Annotated in this window: 11 protein-coding genes; 7 read left to right on the forward strand and 4 right to left on the reverse strand. The window is 61.9% G+C overall.

Annotated elements, in window-relative coordinates:
- The first annotated feature begins 135 nt into the window (after positions 1-135).
- Positions 136-2,529, forward strand: a complete 2,394-nt coding sequence (gene ppsA, locus H4I99_RS21065) for a phosphoenolpyruvate synthase (protein ID WP_163901630.1) — start codon at positions 136-138, stop codon at positions 2,527-2,529.
- A gap of 81 nt (positions 2,530-2,610) precedes the next feature.
- Here the strand turns inward: ppsA and H4I99_RS21070 are convergent, their stop codons facing one another.
- Entirely contained in the window at positions 2,611-3,534 is a 924-nt protein-coding gene (locus tag H4I99_RS21070) for a 1-phosphofructokinase family hexose kinase (RefSeq protein WP_163901632.1), read from the reverse strand.
- A gap of 108 nt (positions 3,535-3,642) precedes the next feature.
- The gene (locus H4I99_RS21075; protein WP_163901634.1) at positions 3,643-4,335 is read right to left on the reverse strand and encodes a phosphoribosyltransferase; all 693 of its coding nucleotides are present in this window, start codon (positions 4,333-4,335) and stop codon (positions 3,643-3,645) included.
- Between the two features lie 220 nt (positions 4,336-4,555).
- Between H4I99_RS21075 and H4I99_RS21080 the strand changes: the two genes are divergently transcribed.
- On the forward strand, positions 4,556-5,182 hold the full coding sequence (locus H4I99_RS21080; RefSeq protein ID WP_163901636.1) for a riboflavin synthase subunit alpha: 627 nt from the start codon (positions 4,556-4,558) through the stop codon (positions 5,180-5,182).
- Between the two features lie 15 nt (positions 5,183-5,197).
- On the opposite strand, the gene H4I99_RS21085 is transcribed toward H4I99_RS21080, so the two are convergent.
- On the reverse strand, positions 5,198-5,593 hold the full coding sequence (locus H4I99_RS21085) for a response regulator (protein ID WP_163901638.1): 396 nt from the start codon (positions 5,591-5,593) through the stop codon (positions 5,198-5,200).
- Positions 5,594-5,851: 258 nt separating this feature from the next.
- Between H4I99_RS21085 and H4I99_RS21090 the strand changes: the two genes are divergently transcribed.
- Positions 5,852-6,241, forward strand: a complete 390-nt coding sequence (locus H4I99_RS21090) for a hypothetical protein (protein WP_163901640.1) — start codon at positions 5,852-5,854, stop codon at positions 6,239-6,241.
- A 100-nt stretch (positions 6,242-6,341) separates the two neighbouring features.
- Here the strand turns inward: H4I99_RS21090 and H4I99_RS21095 are convergent, their stop codons facing one another.
- Positions 6,342-7,520, reverse strand: a complete 1,179-nt coding sequence (locus H4I99_RS21095) for an acyl-CoA dehydrogenase (RefSeq protein WP_425314400.1) — start codon at positions 7,518-7,520, stop codon at positions 6,342-6,344.
- A 106-nt stretch (positions 7,521-7,626) separates the two neighbouring features.
- Between H4I99_RS21095 and H4I99_RS21100 the strand changes: the two genes are divergently transcribed.
- The 4 genes from H4I99_RS21100 (at position 7,627) to H4I99_RS21115 (ending at position 16,153) form a co-directional block, all read left to right on the forward strand.
- Positions 7,627-8,559 carry a LysR family transcriptional regulator gene (locus tag H4I99_RS21100; protein ID WP_163901642.1) on the forward strand — a complete coding sequence of 311 codons (933 nt, stop codon included), beginning with the start codon at positions 7,627-7,629 and terminating at the stop codon, positions 8,557-8,559.
- Between the two features lie 72 nt (positions 8,560-8,631).
- Complete coding sequence (locus H4I99_RS21105) at positions 8,632-9,306, forward strand: FadR/GntR family transcriptional regulator (protein WP_163901644.1); 675 nt, start codon at positions 8,632-8,634, stop codon at positions 9,304-9,306.
- Positions 9,306-10,589, forward strand: coding sequence for a CynX/NimT family MFS transporter (locus H4I99_RS21110; RefSeq protein ID WP_163901646.1), 1,284 nt, complete (start codon positions 9,306-9,308; stop codon positions 10,587-10,589). Before H4I99_RS21105 ends, H4I99_RS21110 begins: the two co-directional genes overlap by 1 nt.
- A gap of 107 nt (positions 10,590-10,696) precedes the next feature.
- Complete coding sequence (locus H4I99_RS21115) at positions 10,697-16,153, forward strand: alpha-2-macroglobulin family protein (protein WP_163901648.1); 5,457 nt, start codon at positions 10,697-10,699, stop codon at positions 16,151-16,153.
- Positions 16,154-16,163 lie beyond the last annotated feature (10 nt).

The raw sequence follows: 16,163 nt of genomic DNA on the forward strand, positions 1-16,163 counted from the left end.
CGCCGATAGACGCCAGCCGCGAGCCATACGTCGATTTGATCGTTATCAAGGCAGCGATTGCCGAGATGATTATGCTGCACAACATCCAGAGCGTTTCTGGCAATTATGGAAGCTATTGTGGCACGGGAGGCCTTCATGTCCGCAAAGTTGCAAACCATTGCATGGTTCGAAAACCTCAATCGCGGGGATGTCCCCAAAGTGGGCGGCAAGAACGCTTCACTAGGAGAGATGGTCCGGACCCTGGCCGCAAAGGGCATCCGGGTGCCTCCGGGATTTGCCACCACGGCTGACGCCTATTGGGACTATGTCGAGGCCAACAAGCTGAGGGACCGGATGACCGCGCTTCTCGCGGAATGGGAGGCGGGCAAGGCGACGCTTGCCGAAACCGGCCAGGCGATCCGCAATATCTTCCTGAAGGGCGATTGGCCCGGTGAAACCGAAGCCGCGATCCGTGCCGCCTATCGCGAGCTTTCGAAACGTGCCGGGCTCGATGAGGTCGAGGTTGCCGTGCGCTCCAGTGCCACGGCAGAAGACCTGCCGGATGCGAGCTTCGCCGGCCAACAGGAAACCTTCCTGAACATCAAGGGCGAGGCTGCTCTGATCGATGCCTGCCGCCGCTGCTATGCCTCGCTGTTTACCGACCGCGCCATCAGCTACCGCAAGGCCAAGGGTTTCGACCACATGAAGGTCGCGCTTTCCATCGGCGTGCAGCGCATGGTCCGCTCCGATATTGGCGGCTCGGGCGTCATGTTCTCCATCGATACCGAAACCGGCTTCGACAAGGTGGTGCTGATCAACGCCGCCTGGGGTCTGGGTGAAAACGTCGTGCAGGGCGCCGTCGATCCGGACGAATACCAGGTATTCAAGCCTCTGCTGGCCGACGCCGCGTTGAAGCCGCTGATCGAGAAGAAGAAGGGCGCCAAGGCGATCAAGATGATCTACGCGACCGGCGAGAAACCGACGCGCAACGTGCCGACATCCAAGGCCGAACGCGCGGCCTATGTGCTGAGCGAACCGGAAATCCTCGATCTCGCCCGCTGGGCCGTCATCATCGAGGCGCATTACGGCTGCCCCATGGATATGGAATGGGCGCGCGACGGAAAGACGGGCGAGATGTTCATCGTTCAGGCCCGCCCGGAAACCGTTCAGGCTCGGCGTGGCGCCGGCGTCTTCAAGTCCTACAGCATCAACAACAAGGGCAAGGTGCTGGCGAAGGGACTTTCGATCGGCGATGCGGTGGCCAGCGGACAGGTTTGCCTCATCGAAAGCGTCAGGGACATCGACCAGTTCATCGATGGCTCCATTCTCGTCACCCAGACCACCGACCCCGACTGGGTGCCGATCATGAAACGGGCCGCGGCAATCGTGACGGATCACGGCGGGCGCACCTCGCATGCGGCTATCGTCAGCCGCGAACTCGGCCTGCCGGCCGTGGTCGGCACGGGCAACGCCACTGAATTGCTTCACAGCGGCGAGGAGGTAACGATCTCCTGCGCCGAAGGCGATGAAGGCTTCGTCTACGAGGGCATTGCGGACTATGCGGTCAGGGAACTCGATGTCAGCGATCTGCCCGCAACCCGCACGCAGGTCATGCTCAATCTCGCCAATCCCGGCTCCGCCTTCCGCTGGTGGCGTATGCCCTCCGATGGCATCGGTCTTGCCCGCATGGAATTCGTCGTCAGCAATGCAATCCGGGTCCATCCCATGGCGCTCGTCCATTTCGACCGCCTGAAGGACGAGGCAGCCAAGGCCGAAATCGCCGCGCTGACCGCCGGCTACGACGACAAGACCGATTACTTCGTCGACAAGCTCGCCCGTGGCCTTGCCCGCCTTGCAGCCGCTGTCTACCCGAAGCCGGTGATCGTTCGCATGAGCGACTTCAAGACCAACGAATATGCCGGTCTTCTGGGCGGTGCGGAATTCGAGCCGGACGAGGAAAACCCGATGATCGGCTTTCGCGGGGCATCACGCTATTATTCGCCGCGGTACCGGGAGGGCTTCTCGCTCGAGTGCAAGGCAATCAGGCGGCTGCGCGACGAGATGGGCTTCACCAATGTCGTCGTCATGATCCCATTCTGCCGCTCGGTCGGAGAAGCGGACAAGGTGCTTGCCGTGATGGAGGAGAATGGCCTGAAGCGCGGTGAAAACGGCTTGCAGGTCTATGTGATGTGCGAGATCCCCTCCAACGTCATCCTGGCCGCCAAGTTTGCCGACCGCTTCGACGGCTTCTCCATCGGCTCGAACGACCTCACCCAGCTGACCCTCGGTGTCGATCGCGATTCCGGCGAACTGGCCGATCTGTTCGATGAGCAGGACGAAGCCGTGAAATGGATGATCGAGAAGGTCATTGCGGAAGCCAACAAGGCCGGGGCCAAGATAGGCCTTTGCGGTCAGGCTCCGAGCGACCATCCGGAATTCGCCGAGTTTCTGGTGAAATGCGGCATCGACTCCATGTCCGTGAGCCCGGACAGCTTCATGGAGGTGAAGCGCAAGGTAGCGGAAACCGAAGCCGCTCTCGGACTTCGTTGAGTGGGCCTCTGATCAAATAGAACGGACGGAAGTATTTCCGTCCGTCTCATTAACAGGGCTCGCGAGCACTTACGGGGGACGTCAGCCCCTGTGGGCGTCGTAGAGACCCAGAATATCCGCCTGCCGGCAGAGCTCGGTGCCCGATGTCATCACCGCCGCGGCACCAGCCGCCATGCCGAGACGGAAGGCGTCGACGATATCACGCCCCTCGGACAACGACCATGTCATGCCCGCCACGAAGCTATCGCCCGCGCCGACGGCCGATTGCACCGTGACCTTGATTGCGGGAACGCGCGTGATGCTGTCAGCACTGACCAGAACCGCCCCGTCGGCACCGAGTGTTACGGCGATATACTGCGCGGCACCGCGATGGATGACTTCCTGAGCCGCGGGGCCAACGCTTTCGTGATCCAGCTTGCGTCCGACGAGCCCTTCCAGCTCGCCAAGGCTCGGTTTCACCAGAAAGACATGGCAGCTTGCAAGTGTTTCGCGAAGCGCATCGCCCGATGTATCCAGCACGAAGCGCTGGCCCTTCCGCTGGGCGATCTCGGCCATGCGAAGATAGGTATCCATCGGCACACCGCGCGGCAGGCTGCCGCTGGCGACGATGTAATCCGCATCGGTGGTTTCGAGCAGATCGAAGACCGGCGCCAGCTCCGCTTCGCTGACCAGCGGCCCCTCGGGCACGAAGCGGTATTCGAGATTGGTCGAAAGCTCATGCACATTGTAGGCGACCCGTACCGGATCATGGATCTTCATCACATGCTGCCGGATGCCGAGCGGCCGCAGCATGGTTTCCAGCAGTTCCCCCGTCGCTCCGCCGGAAAGATAAAGCAGTTCGCAACGACCGCCGAGTTCGACGATGATGCGCGCGACATTGATGCCACCACCGCCCGCATGCTGGCGCTGGTTATGCGTACGGGTCTTGTGCGTGTGACGCACTTCGTCCGCATCGCTGGAAATATCGATAGCGGGATTGAGTGCGATGGAGAGAATTTTCGACATGCCCGAATCTACCGTTCCAATATGACAAATCAAATAAAACAACCCGGACGATAAAACGCTTGCCCGGCCGATCCGGTATAACCGCCCAGCACGCCTCGTTCAACGCTTCTAAAGACTGGGGGGAGAAGCAACCCAGCCGCCATCGCCGCTTCGAACCAGAAGCGGCGTCGAGAATGCACCGACCACGCGCTCGGGCCATTGAGCACCAACCGCCGCTATGGCGCTTCGCCAGCGGTCCGTCTGCAGCATGGCCGCCCCGACCGCAACCGGCTCGACGCCGACCGCCGCAAGCAGGGAAAGCCCCGCAGCCATGGAAGCGCCGCTCGACATCACGTCGTCGATCAGCACGACCCGGCCCCCCTGGATGAGAGGCAACATGCGGGGATCAACATAAAGCCGCTTCTGCTGGTTCGGCGTGGTGATCGAGGTCAGCGGAACGGACAACTCGTCCTCGTACCAGAACTTGCGCGAGGTCCCGAGCGGCACATAACGCGTATGCCCGAGGGCCTCAGCAACGGCAGCGGCAAGTGTCAGGCCGAGCGTCGGAAGTCCGACTATAACTTCCGGCCGATAGGCTTCGAGCTTGGTGGCGAGATCTCCGGCAAGGGCGCGCAACACGGCAAAGCTTGCCTGATTGACTATCAGTGAGGCAATCCCGTACCGCCCGTCCGCAAGCGCGCGTATCGGCAGGAGCATCTGCCGGCCATCGTCGAGCGTAGCTGGAAAGCGCGCCTCATGCGGCCCGGAAGGATCGAAACTGCGGGCCGCATGAATGTCCTGCCAAAAGTCGTGGGGCTGCATCGGAGATGTCCTTCCATGTGGTTCGGTCGCCGGGCCTTCTTTCGCTTCATCGCAAAGCAGGCCCCGATTTGCAATTCGCAAAGGGCTCCAACGGGACCGTTCAGAAAATCTTGACGCAGCGTCCCGATTTCGCAGTTGTCTTTGAGCGAGCAGACATTACGTTTGTGAGGATTTCGCGAAAGTTCCGGCGGTCGTGCCGAGGAAACACACAGGATTGGCAATGTATACCGGTATCGTTCAGACCGTGGCCCCCGTCACCGACATCATCCGACATGACGGTTACACCACGCTCTCCGTCGAACTTCCCGAACACCTGCTCGAGGACCTGCAGATCGGCGGCAGCGTTTCGGTGGAAGGCGTCTGCCTCTCGGCAACCTCGATCAGCGGCAACACCGTGACCTTCGACGCCATGGATGCGACCCTCTCGCGCACCAATCTCGGCACACTGCATCAGGGCGATGACGTCAACATCGAGCGCTCGGCCAAGCCGACCGATGAGAACGGTGGACACGCCATCGCCGGTCATATCGCGACGACCGCGAAGCTGGTGGATGCGAAGATGGAAATGCCCGGCGCCTTCATCCGCTTTGCCGTTCCGGAGGAATGGGCGAAATACGTCTTTCCGCGTGGTTTTCTCGCGGTCAACGGCGCAAGCCTGACAGTTGCCGATGCAGACCGGAACGAGTTCACCATCAACCTCATTCCCGAAACGCTGCGCCAGACCACATTCCCGCGCTACAAGCCGGGCGACGAACTGAACATCGAGGTCGATCACCAGACCATGGTGATGGTCGACGTAGTGGAGCGGACTCTGACCCGTCTCCTGGATCAGCGCCGTCCGGCCTGATCCTCACGCCGATCCCTAGTGACTGGCCCTCAGGGAGAACCAGGGCCGGTCGCCGATCAGCGAAATCAGAACCTTCAGATAATCCGCCGGCTTTTGCGCACAGAGGTGAAGCGGAATGCCTTTTGCCGCAATTTCCGACAGCGGCGAACCCGACACGATGCGGAAGGGAACGCCCGATCGCTGCAATCGCTCCACGACAGGTGTGACGGCGCCATCGCGGACATGGAAATCGAGGATAGCCGCCGAGATCCGCTCGTGATCCAGCACATCGAGTGCATCTGCCACCGTTTCCACGGTCATCACGTTCACGCCCGCGCGGGCAACGCTTTCAGCGGCGTCCATGGAAATCAACACATCGTCCTCGACAATCAGGACAGTATCGGCCTCTAGTGCTTCTGCGTTTAGCTGCATCGTTTGTCTCCTTTTGCGACAGAACGCAGTTCGCCCGGTATTGTTCGGTTTTCCATAAATTCATGTCGTTTTTGGTTAATGAATCCCTTCTTTTCCAAGCTTCTCTCCTCGGAACATTGAGGACCTTCAAACGTTGTAGTTCTTGGGAAAAGTTCTTCCGGAAAAGCTCCTAGGTTTAACTCCGGAATATCTTCACAACGATGAGAGCCGCTTCGGCGTTTCCATTTTCGCCGAGGCGCTCCAGAAGGGAGAAAGGCGATGCAGGTCATAAGTACACAGGTTCATGAAGATGCGGGCCGCAAACCGGGCTTCACGGTCGAATTCGTCTGCGATGGAGGCGAGATCGTTTCGGTTCACATGAAGCAGACCGAAGTGAACGGTATCAATCGCCATAACGCGCTGGAAAAGGCCCGGGCATTCCTGCTTGAGGTCGGTTCGTTTGCTGGCGCCGACGACCGGTCCGCCGTGCACGACCGTCTCGGAACGGATGAGACAGGTTTGTCGGATGCCGTGCTGAGCGCGCGCCGCTCGCAGGATGCCGAAGAACTGGAAACCCAGCTCGAAGAAGGTCTGGAAGATTCCTTCCCGGCCAGCGATCCGGTGTCCGCGACCTATTCCTCCACCCCCGGACGGACCGGACGGCATTGAGGCAGTTCGAACGCTTAGGGTGAAGCAGGAAAAACAAAAGGCCCATCATCGGATGGGCCTTTTGCATGAGATACGATCCGACGGGCAGTCGGCAGAAGACTCAGAAGAACGCCTGAATGCCGGTCTGGGCGCGACCCAGGATCAGCGCATGCACGTCATGGGTCCCCTCATAGGTATTGACCGTCTCGAGGTTCTGGGCGTGGCGCATGACATGGTATTCGATCTGGATACCATTGCCTCCGTGCATGTCGCGGGCCATGCGGGCGATATCCAGCGCCTTGCCGCAATTGTTGCGCTTGACGAGCGAGATCATTTCCGGCGCGAACTGGTGCTCGTCCATCAGCCGACCGACGCGTAGCGAGGCAAAAAGGCCAAGCGTGATTTCCGTCTGCATGTCGGCAAGCTTCTTCTGGTAAAGCTGCGTTCCGGCCAGCGGCTTGCCGAACTGCTTGCGGTCGAGACCGTACTGACGGGCACGGAACCAGCAATCTTCCGCCGCGCCAAGCACACCCCAGGAAATGCCGTAGCGGGCGCGGTTGAGGCAGCCGAACGGCCCCTTGAGGCCTGAAACTCCCGGCAGCAATGCGTCCTCACCGACCTCGACACCATCGAGCACGATCTCGCCGGTCACCGAGGCACGCAGGGAAAGCTTGCCGCCGATCTTCGGAGCAGACAGGCCCTTCATTCCCTTTTCCAGTACGAAGCCGCGGATCTCGCCACCATGCGCTTCCGACTTCGCCCAAACCACGAAGACATCGGCGATCGGCGCGTTGGAAATCCACATCTTGGAGCCGCGCAGGCGATAGCCGCCTTCGATCTTTTCGGCGCGTGTCTTCATGCCGCCCGGATCGGAGCCGGCATCCGGCTCGGTCAAGCCGAAGCAACCGATCAGTTCGCCAGAAACGAGGCCGGGGAGATATTTGTCCTTCTGCTCTTCGGAGCCATAGGCATAGATCGGATGGATGACCAGCGAGGACTGGACGCTCATCATCGAGCGATAGCCGGAATCGATGCGCTCGACTTCACGGGCAACGAGGCCGTAGGAGACATAGTTCGCACCGGCTGCGCCGTATTTTTCCGGCAGCGTCAGGCCGAGCAAACCGGCCTGCCCCATGAGGCGGAAGATTTCCGGCTCGACCGTTTCCCCGAGATATGCCTCGTTCACGCGCGGCAAAAGCTCGCTTTCGGCAAAGGACGCTGCCGCCGACTGGATCATCCGCTCGTCTTCGGAAAGAACCTCCGCCATCAGGAAAGGATCGCTCCAGGAAAAAGGCCGCATATCGCTCATCACTCATATCCTCTTTAGATTTTAGGCCAGATTGACGAATCCGGCCCCTTGCGCAAGCCATGTTTACTCATGCTGCCATCAGGTCTATTCATATCGGATGCTGACCCATCAACGCCGTTTCCTGCCCTCCACCAGCGCGCTCGCGGCCTTCGATTCCGTGGCCAAGCTTGGAAGCTTTTCCGCCGCAGCCAACGAACTGGCGCTGACGCAAGGGGCCATCAGCCGGCAAATATCCCTTCTGGAAGATCAGCTCGGCGTCAAGCTCTTCGAGCGCAACAATCGCGGCGTCCAATTGACGCCCATCGGCCGCGATTACGCCAAGGGCATCGGCGACGCGCTGGCGACGATCCGTACGCTTTCGCTGGAGGCAATGGCCAAGGCGGGCGACACCCATCTGCGCCTTGCGATGCTGCCGACGTTCGGCACCCGTTGGCTGATGCCGCGCATACCCGATTTCCTCGCCCGCAATCCCTCTATCATCATCGATTTCGCCACCCGCATCGGGCAGTTCGATTTCGAAAGCTCCGGGCTGGACGCCGCCATTCATATCGGTGATCCGAACTGGCCCGGCACCGATTGCCAGTTCCTGATGCAGGAGATGGTGGCACCCGTCTGCAGCCCCGCCTTTCTGCGCGATCACCCGGTCACGAATGCGCAAGACCTGCTCTCCATGCCGCTCTTCGATCTCGCGTCGCGACCCCGCGCCTGGGAGCACTGGTTCGCAAGTCTGGACATACCAAACGGCCGCGGTGGCGGCATGCGCTTCGAACAGATTTCCAACGTGGTGCAGGCCTGCCTCGCCGGTCTCGGCATCGCCCTTGTCCCGACGTTCCTGATCGAACCCGAGCTTTCCAGCGGCCAACTGGTTCGCGCCTGGAACCATGAGGTCAGGAGCGCCAGCGCCTATTACCTTGTCAGGCCCCTTTCGAAGATGGCCTACCCACCCGCCACTGCCTTTTCGCAATGGCTTCTGGAACAGGTACGCGAGTTCAACTCCCGTCAGGCCGGTCGGAGCAAATCGACATTCTGATTTAGAAGCCTCTGCAGATATCCCGAAATCGCAAACTTGACCAAAGTCATCCGATGACTTAATCATCATGCAATGAAGGCACTTCAAAAAACCAGTCTCGCCGATACCGCTGCCGAAGCGCTGCGCGCGGAAATCCGCAGCGGTCGCTGGGCGGTCGGCTCCCGCGTTCCCAACGAAGCTTCCCTTTCGGAAACGCTCGGCGTCAGCCGTGGCACCATTCGCGAGGCCGTTCGGGTTCTGGCTTCGCAGGGACTTCTCGACGTGCGCCACGGTTCAGGAACCTATGTGCGCTCCCTTGTGGAAACCGATGGCGCGCTGGATCTCGCTCGGCGCGCCAGCCTGCGCGATCGCTTCGAGGCACGCTGCGCCCTCGATGTCGAGGCAGCCCGCCTTGCCGCACTTCGCGCCAACGCCACAACCATCGTCCGCCTGCGCGCCCTGCTCGCCCAGCGCGGCAACTCGGACAAGGGCGACCGCGCCGCCTTCATCGCGCGTGATTTCGCCTTCCACCGGGCCGTCGTCGCTGCCTCCAACAATCGGGCCATGGTCGAGCTCTACGACTTCTTCTCCGCCACCATCGCCGAAACTATCGAGGCCACGACTATGGGCGACCTGCCCGAACCCGACATGGCCGCGCACATGGCAATCGTCGATGCGATCGAAACCGGCGAACCCGACGAGGCGGACGCCGCCGTGCGCCGTTTCATGGCCCCGGTCTTCGCCTATCTCGACCGGCGGGACGACTGATGACCGACAACGCCGATAGCCATACGCTCGACCTCGCGGACGAGCTTCTGATCGACGCCGAGGACGCGCCTTTCGCTACCCCCGTCAGCGAGACCACAGGTCCGGCCACTCGCTGGCTGCTGGCCGTCAGCCTCGTACTGATTGCCTTCAACCTTCGCCCGGTTTTCTCCAGTGCATCGGCCCTGCTGCCTGAAATCCGTTCCGAACTCGGGCTTTCCGCCTTCGGCACCAGCCTGCTCACCACTATTCCCGTCATCTGCCTCGGTCTCTTCTCTCCGCTGGCGCCTCGCCTTGCCCAGAGGATCGGTGCGGAAAGAACCCTACTCCTCGCCGTCTTCCTGCTGGCAACCGGAACCGCCTTACGGGGCCTTTCCTCGCTTCCGCTGCTCTTCTTCGGCACCGCCCTTGCCGGCGCCTGCATCGCTATCGGCAATGTCCTCCTGCCGGGTCTGGTCAAGCGGGATTTTCCCGATCGCACGGCGCTGATGACCGGCTTCTACACCATGGCGCTCTGTGCCGGGGCCGCAGGTGCTGCGGGCTTGAGCCTACCGGTGGAAAAAGCCTTGGGCGGCTCGCTCGGCGCGGCGCTTGCCTTCTGGGCCCTGCCCGCCTTCGTGGTGGCACTGATCTGGCTGCCGCAGGCATTGCGAAGCGCCAAACCCGCCAAGGGCAGCGGCATCCGCATCGAAGGTCTCTGGCGCGACAGGCTAGCCTGGCAGGTCACGCTGTTCATGGGGCTGCAATCGGCGCTCGCCTATTGCGTCTTCGGCTGGCTGGTCCCCATCCTGCGCGAACGTGGCATCGACGGGGTGACCGCAGGCGCCATCGTCTCGGTCTCGGTGATGGTACAGGCGGCATCCTGCATCGTAGCACCGCAGATCGCCGTGCGCGGACGTGACCAGCGGCTCATCAATGTTACGCTGGTCGTACTCGCAGTCGTCGCCTTGCTCGGCCTCCTCTTCGCACCCCTCTCCACGATATGGATCTGGGCAGTGCTTCAGGGCATCGGTCAGGGCGGCCTGATCGCCGTCGCCATGACCGCCATCGTACTGCGCTCCCCGGATTCTCATGTCGCCGCCCATCTCTCGGGAATGGCGCAGTTCATCGGATATCTTCTGGCGGCTATCGGCCCCCTGTTGGTCGGGCTGATAAGAAGCTGGACGGGAAGTTTTTCGGCGACGGCACTACTTTTCGTCGCACTCGGTCTCGGCGCCGCGATCAATGGCTGGGGGGCCGGGCGTCTCGCCCATGTGAACGTCCGTTCGATGCCCACCGAAAAATAAAATGAGACTGTGTCATCACGCACAGCCTCATCTTCGGTCCAATTGACAAGCCGTTGTTATGGAAGAAGAGTACCCCCTAATAAAACGGTCAGCGTGGGAGGGACAGAATGTCTGGGCGCAAGGCTTTAGGTTTTCTCGCAAAATTCCTGGCAATCTCGCTGCTGGCGATGCCAGCAATGGCGACCGACACCCGCAGTATCCTCACGACCCCGGACGGCGATTACTTCGGCTTTGATCTCAGAACCGAGAAGAACCTCTCGCTCGACGAGTGCGAGGCAAGCTGTATCGCGGACGGCTCCTGCCGCGCCTTCACCTATAATCCGAAAGTGAAATGGTGCTTCCTGAAATCCGACTTCAACCAGCTCAACACCTTTGCCGGCGCGATTGCCGGTCGCGTGGTGGAAGCGGGCGTTGCGGAGGATCTCGGTGCAGCCAAACGCCCCGAATTCGTCTCCGACCAGTTGATGGAGGATGCCCGCACGCAGCGCGCCGACCTGTCGCTTGGAGAAGACCAGCAGCAGCTCGGTCAGGGTGCACTTCTCGTCATCGCCCGTCAGTCGCTTGTGAACAACAACATCGACGCGGCCCTCTATGCCTTCAAGGGTGCGCTCGCGATCACCCCTGACGACTCTGCCATCTGGCTGGAGATGGCCCGCGCCGCCAATACAGTCACCGGCAACAGTAGCGTCACCGGACAGGGCGTGCTCGCCGCGCTCAACGGCTACCTGCAGAGCCGCGACACCCAGACCCGCGCCGATGCGCTCGCCACCCTTGCCAAGGGTCTCGAAAATTCAGAGGACTACCGCAACGCGCTGAATGCCTACAAGGAAAGCCTCAAGCTCGTCACCGCCAAGACCGTTCAGGCCGCTTACAACGACCTGCGCTCCCGCAAGGGCTTCCGCGTCGTATCCAATAGCGTCGATGCCGACAGCCTGACGCCGCGCGCCTGCGTCGAGTTCTCCGATCCACTGGTCAAGCGCGGGGTGGATTACACGCCCTTCGTGACACTCGATGGCGCGGCACCCAAGGCGCTTGAAGCCAAGGACAACCAGATCTGCGTCGAAGGCCTGACCCACGGCGCGCGCTACAAACTGGCGCTGCGCGCCGGCCTGCCCTCCTCCGTCGAGGAGAACCTCGAGGCACAGGTCGATCTCGACATTTATGTCCGCGACCGCTCCGCATCGGTTCGCTTCACCGGCGACAGCTTCGTCCTGCCCTCTACGGCACGGCGCGGCATTCCGCTGGTTTCGGTCAACACCGACAGCGCCAACCTCAAGCTCTACCGCATCGGCGACCGCAACGTCGCTCCGCTGCTCGCCGCCTCGCAGTTCCTCACCCAGCTCGACGGCTACAGCGCCGACCGCATCGAGAGCGAAACAGGCGAACTCGTCTGGCAGGGCTCGATCGATATTGCCACCGAACTCAACAAGGATGTCGTCACAAGCTTCCCGGTGGATGAGGCGCTGCCCCAGCGCAAGCCCGGTATCTACGTGATGACGGCATCCGTTGCCAATGCCAGCTCCGAGAACTGGGACAGCCGTCCGACCCAGTGGTTCGTCGTCTCCGATATCGGGCTTTCCACCTTTGCCGGCACCGATGGTCTGCACGTCTTTGCCCGCTCACTTGCGACGGCTAAGCCGCTGGCTGGCGTCGATCTCCAGCTGATCGCCAAGAACAACGAGGTGCTGGCGACAGCGAAGACGGATGACGATGGCCATGCCCGCTTCGATGCCGGTCTCATCCGCGCCGGCGCGGCACTTGCCCCCGCCGTCATCACCGCTCGCTCGCAGGACGACGACAACGTTTTCCTCGATATGACCCGCGCTGGTTTCGACCTTTCTGACCGTGGTGTCACCGGACGGCCCGCTCCCGGCGCAATCGATCTGCTCGCATGGACCGAACGCGGCATCTACCGTCCCGGCGAGACCGTGCATACCGCGGCACTCGCCCGCGACATCGAGGCAGATTCCATCGACCGGCTGCCGCTCACCTTCATCTTCTCGCGGCCTGATGGTGTCGAATTTCGCCGCATGGTGGTGACCAGCGAAACACTCGGCGGCTATGCCGTCGACCTGCCACTGCTCGCCAATTCCATGCGCGGCACATGGAGCCTCGCGATCCATACCGATCCGAAAAAGGAAGCTATCGCCCGCAAGACCTTCCTGGTCGACGACTTCGTGCCGGACAGGCTGGAATTCGACATCACCAGCGAAGCGAAGGACATCGAGCCCGGAGCCTCCGTCCCGGTCAGCGTCGACGGACGCTATCTCTATGGCGCACCCGCCGCCGGCCTGTCGCTGGAAGGTGAAGTCAACATCCGCCCGACCCGGAGCCATCCGGACTATGAGCGCTATGTCTTTGGCCTTGCCGACGAGGAGGCCGGCGAAGAAACCCAGGTGCCACTTGAAGCGCTGGAACCACTGGATGAGGACGGCAAGACGACCTTCGATGTCGAACTCGGCGAACTGCCATCGACGACGCAGCTACTCAACGCCGAAGTCGTCCTTCGTCTTGTCGAAGGCGGCGGCCGTGCCGTGGAGCGCAAACTCACGCTTCCGGTTCGCCCCGAAGGCCCGATGATCGGCATCAAGCCCGAATTCACCGGCGACCTTGCCGAGAATTCGATCGCGAAATTCAACGTCATAGCACTCGGTCCCGACGGCAAGCGTCAGGCGCTCGCCGGCGCAAAGTGGAAACTCGTCAGCCTCGAGCGGAATTACCAGTGGTATCGCGAAGGCACTTCCTGGCGTTATGAGCCGATCATCACCACCAAGCAGGTGGCGGATGGTACCGTCGATATTTCCGCCAATGGAGCTGAAGTTTCCGCTCCGGTTCAATGGGGTCGCTACCGCCTTGAAATCGAAACGACGATCCTCAACGGCCCCGCGACCAGCGTGGAATTCGACGCCGGCTGGTTTGTCGAGGCGAGCACCACCGAAACGCCCGATGCGCTTGAAATCGGGCTCGACAAGGAAAGCTACGCCATCGGCGATACGGCGACGCTGAAGGTATCCCCCCGTTTTGCCGGCGAACTGCTTGTAACCGTCGGCACCGAATCTCTCGTTACCACGCAGGTGGCGACCATTCCCGCTGACGGAGGCGAAGTCGCCATTCCCGTCACGGCGGAATTCGGTGCCGGAGCCTATGTCACCGCAACGCTTTTCCGTCCCGGCGATGCGCAGGAAAGCCGTATGCCGGCGCGCGCCATCGGCATAAGCTGGCTGAAGGTCGATCCGGGCATGGACCGACTGGCGATCAAGCTCGATCCGCCGAAGCAGACGTTGCCCCGCCAGCCGCTGGAAATCCCCATCGAGGTAGCAGGTGCCGGAATTGGCGAGGAAGCCTATGTCATGGTCGCCGCCGTCGATGTCGGCATCCTCAACCTGACACGTTACGAAGCCCCGAACCCGGAAGACTGGTATTTCGGCCAGCGTCGGCTGGGTCTTGAGATCCGCGACCTTTACGGCCGCCTGATCGACGGATCGCTTGGCGCCATGGGACGCCTGCGCACCGGCGGTGATGGCGCACAAAGCCCGCTTCAGGGCAATCCGCCGAAGGAAAAGCTGGTCGCCTTCTCTGCCGGTCCGGTGAAGCTCGATGCCGAGGGCCGCGCCACCGTGTCCTTCGATATCCCGCAATTCAACGGCACGGCCCGCGTGATGGCCGTAGCCTGGTCGAAATCCGGCGTTGGCCATGCCGAGACAGATGTCATTATCCGAGATCCGGTAGTGGTCACGGCCAGCATGCCGAAGTTCCTCGCTCCCGGCGACGAAACCGAACTGCGTCTCGACATCGCCGCGACCGACGCGCCGACCGGTGACTACACTCTCGCGGTTTCGTCCAACGATGCGGTTCACATCGATCCACAGGCCGCGACCCAGACCATCAGCCTGGAAGCTGGCGGCAAAACGGTCGTGACACTGCCCGTCACCGGCATCGAGCCGGGACCGGCAAGCATCGACATCGCACTTACCAACGCGGCCGGCCTGTCGCTCGACCAGAGCCTCGAGGTTCCCGTCCGCCCGGCCTCCCTGCCGGTGACGGAACGCCGGGTGCTGTCTCTCGCCCCCGGCAAGAGCCTGACTGTCGATGCCGACCTCTTGGCCGACAGCCTGCTGCAGGATGCGGCAGTCAGCCTCAATGTCAGCCGCGCCGATGGCTTCGACCTTCCGGCCCTGCTGATGGGTCTCGACCGCTATCCCTATGGCTGCGCCGAGCAAACCACCAGCCGTGCGTTGCCGTTGCTTTATCTGAGCGAGCTTTCCAAGATCTCAGGCCTGCCAGACGACGAGGATGTGAAGAAGCGGGTGCAGGACGCAATCTACCGGGTTCTCTCCTACCAGTCCTCCAGCGGCAGCTTTGGCCTCTGGGCTCCGGGCTATGAGGACCTGTGGCTCGATGCCTATGTCACCGATTTCCTCACCCGCGCCCGCGAGCAGAAGTTCGAAGTGCCGGAACAGGCGATGCTGCAGGCAATCGAAAATCTGCAGAACCGCATCGGTTATGATGCAGATATCCGCAGCCGCGGCAACGAGATTGCCTATTCGCTTTACGTGCTGGCGCGCAATCGCAAGGCCGCGATCAGCGACCTGCGCTACTACGCGGATACCATGCTCGGCGACTTCCCGACCCCGCTTTCGAAGGCGCATCTGGCTGCGGCGCTTTCGCTGTATGGCGATGCCGAACGCTCGCGCTCGGTCTTCCTCGATGCCGCCGGCATGTCGGAAGAAGCTCGCCTGACCAAGGTCAGCCTCAACCGCTCGGACTATGGCTCGTCGCTGCGCGACGGAGCGGCCGTGCTTGCGCTTGCCGCCGAAAGCCGCCCGGTTCCGCCGATCGTGCCGGCGCTTGCCAAGGTCGTCACCGACGAATGGCGTGAAAAACAGTATCTCAGCACCCAGGAGCAAACCTGGCTTCTGCTGGCCGCCCGCGCCCTGCAGAAGGGAGACGACGGCCTGTCGCTCGACGTCAACGGCGCTCAGCACAACGGCGCCTATCAGGCAAGCATCACCGGCGACGCCCTGCTCCAGCATGCGGTCACGCTGACCAACAGGAGCAGCGACCCGGTTTCGGCAGCAATCACCACTGTCGCGGCACCGAAGGCTCCGCTGCCGGCCGGCGGCGAAGGCTTCGACATCACCCGCACCTACTACACGCTGGATGGCGAGGAGGCGAATGTCAGCGAAGCCGCACAGAACGAACGCTATGTCGTCGTTCTCAACGTCACCGAAAACGACGACTGGCCGGCACAACTGCTGATCACCGACCTGCTTCCCGCCGGTTTCGAGATCGACAATCCGAGCCTCGTCGACAGTGCGGCGCTCGCCAATTTCGACTGGATCGGCGAGACGGAAACGGCCCATCTCGAATTCCGCAACGACCGCTTCGTAGCGGCGATCAACCGGCCGGCCAACGAGAACGGCGAGATCACCCTCGCCTATGTCGTCCGCGCCGTAACGCCGGGCACATACGAGCATCCGGCGGCCTCGGTCGAGGACATGTACCGGCCGCAGTTCTCGGCCCGCACGGCCACCGGCCGCATGCAGGTCTCGGCGGCGGAGTAACGGGAAAAGG

It is taken from the genome of Paenirhizobium daejeonense (assembly GCF_014280875.1).
Lineage (GTDB): Bacteria > Pseudomonadota > Alphaproteobacteria > Rhizobiales > Rhizobiaceae > Allorhizobium > Allorhizobium daejeonense.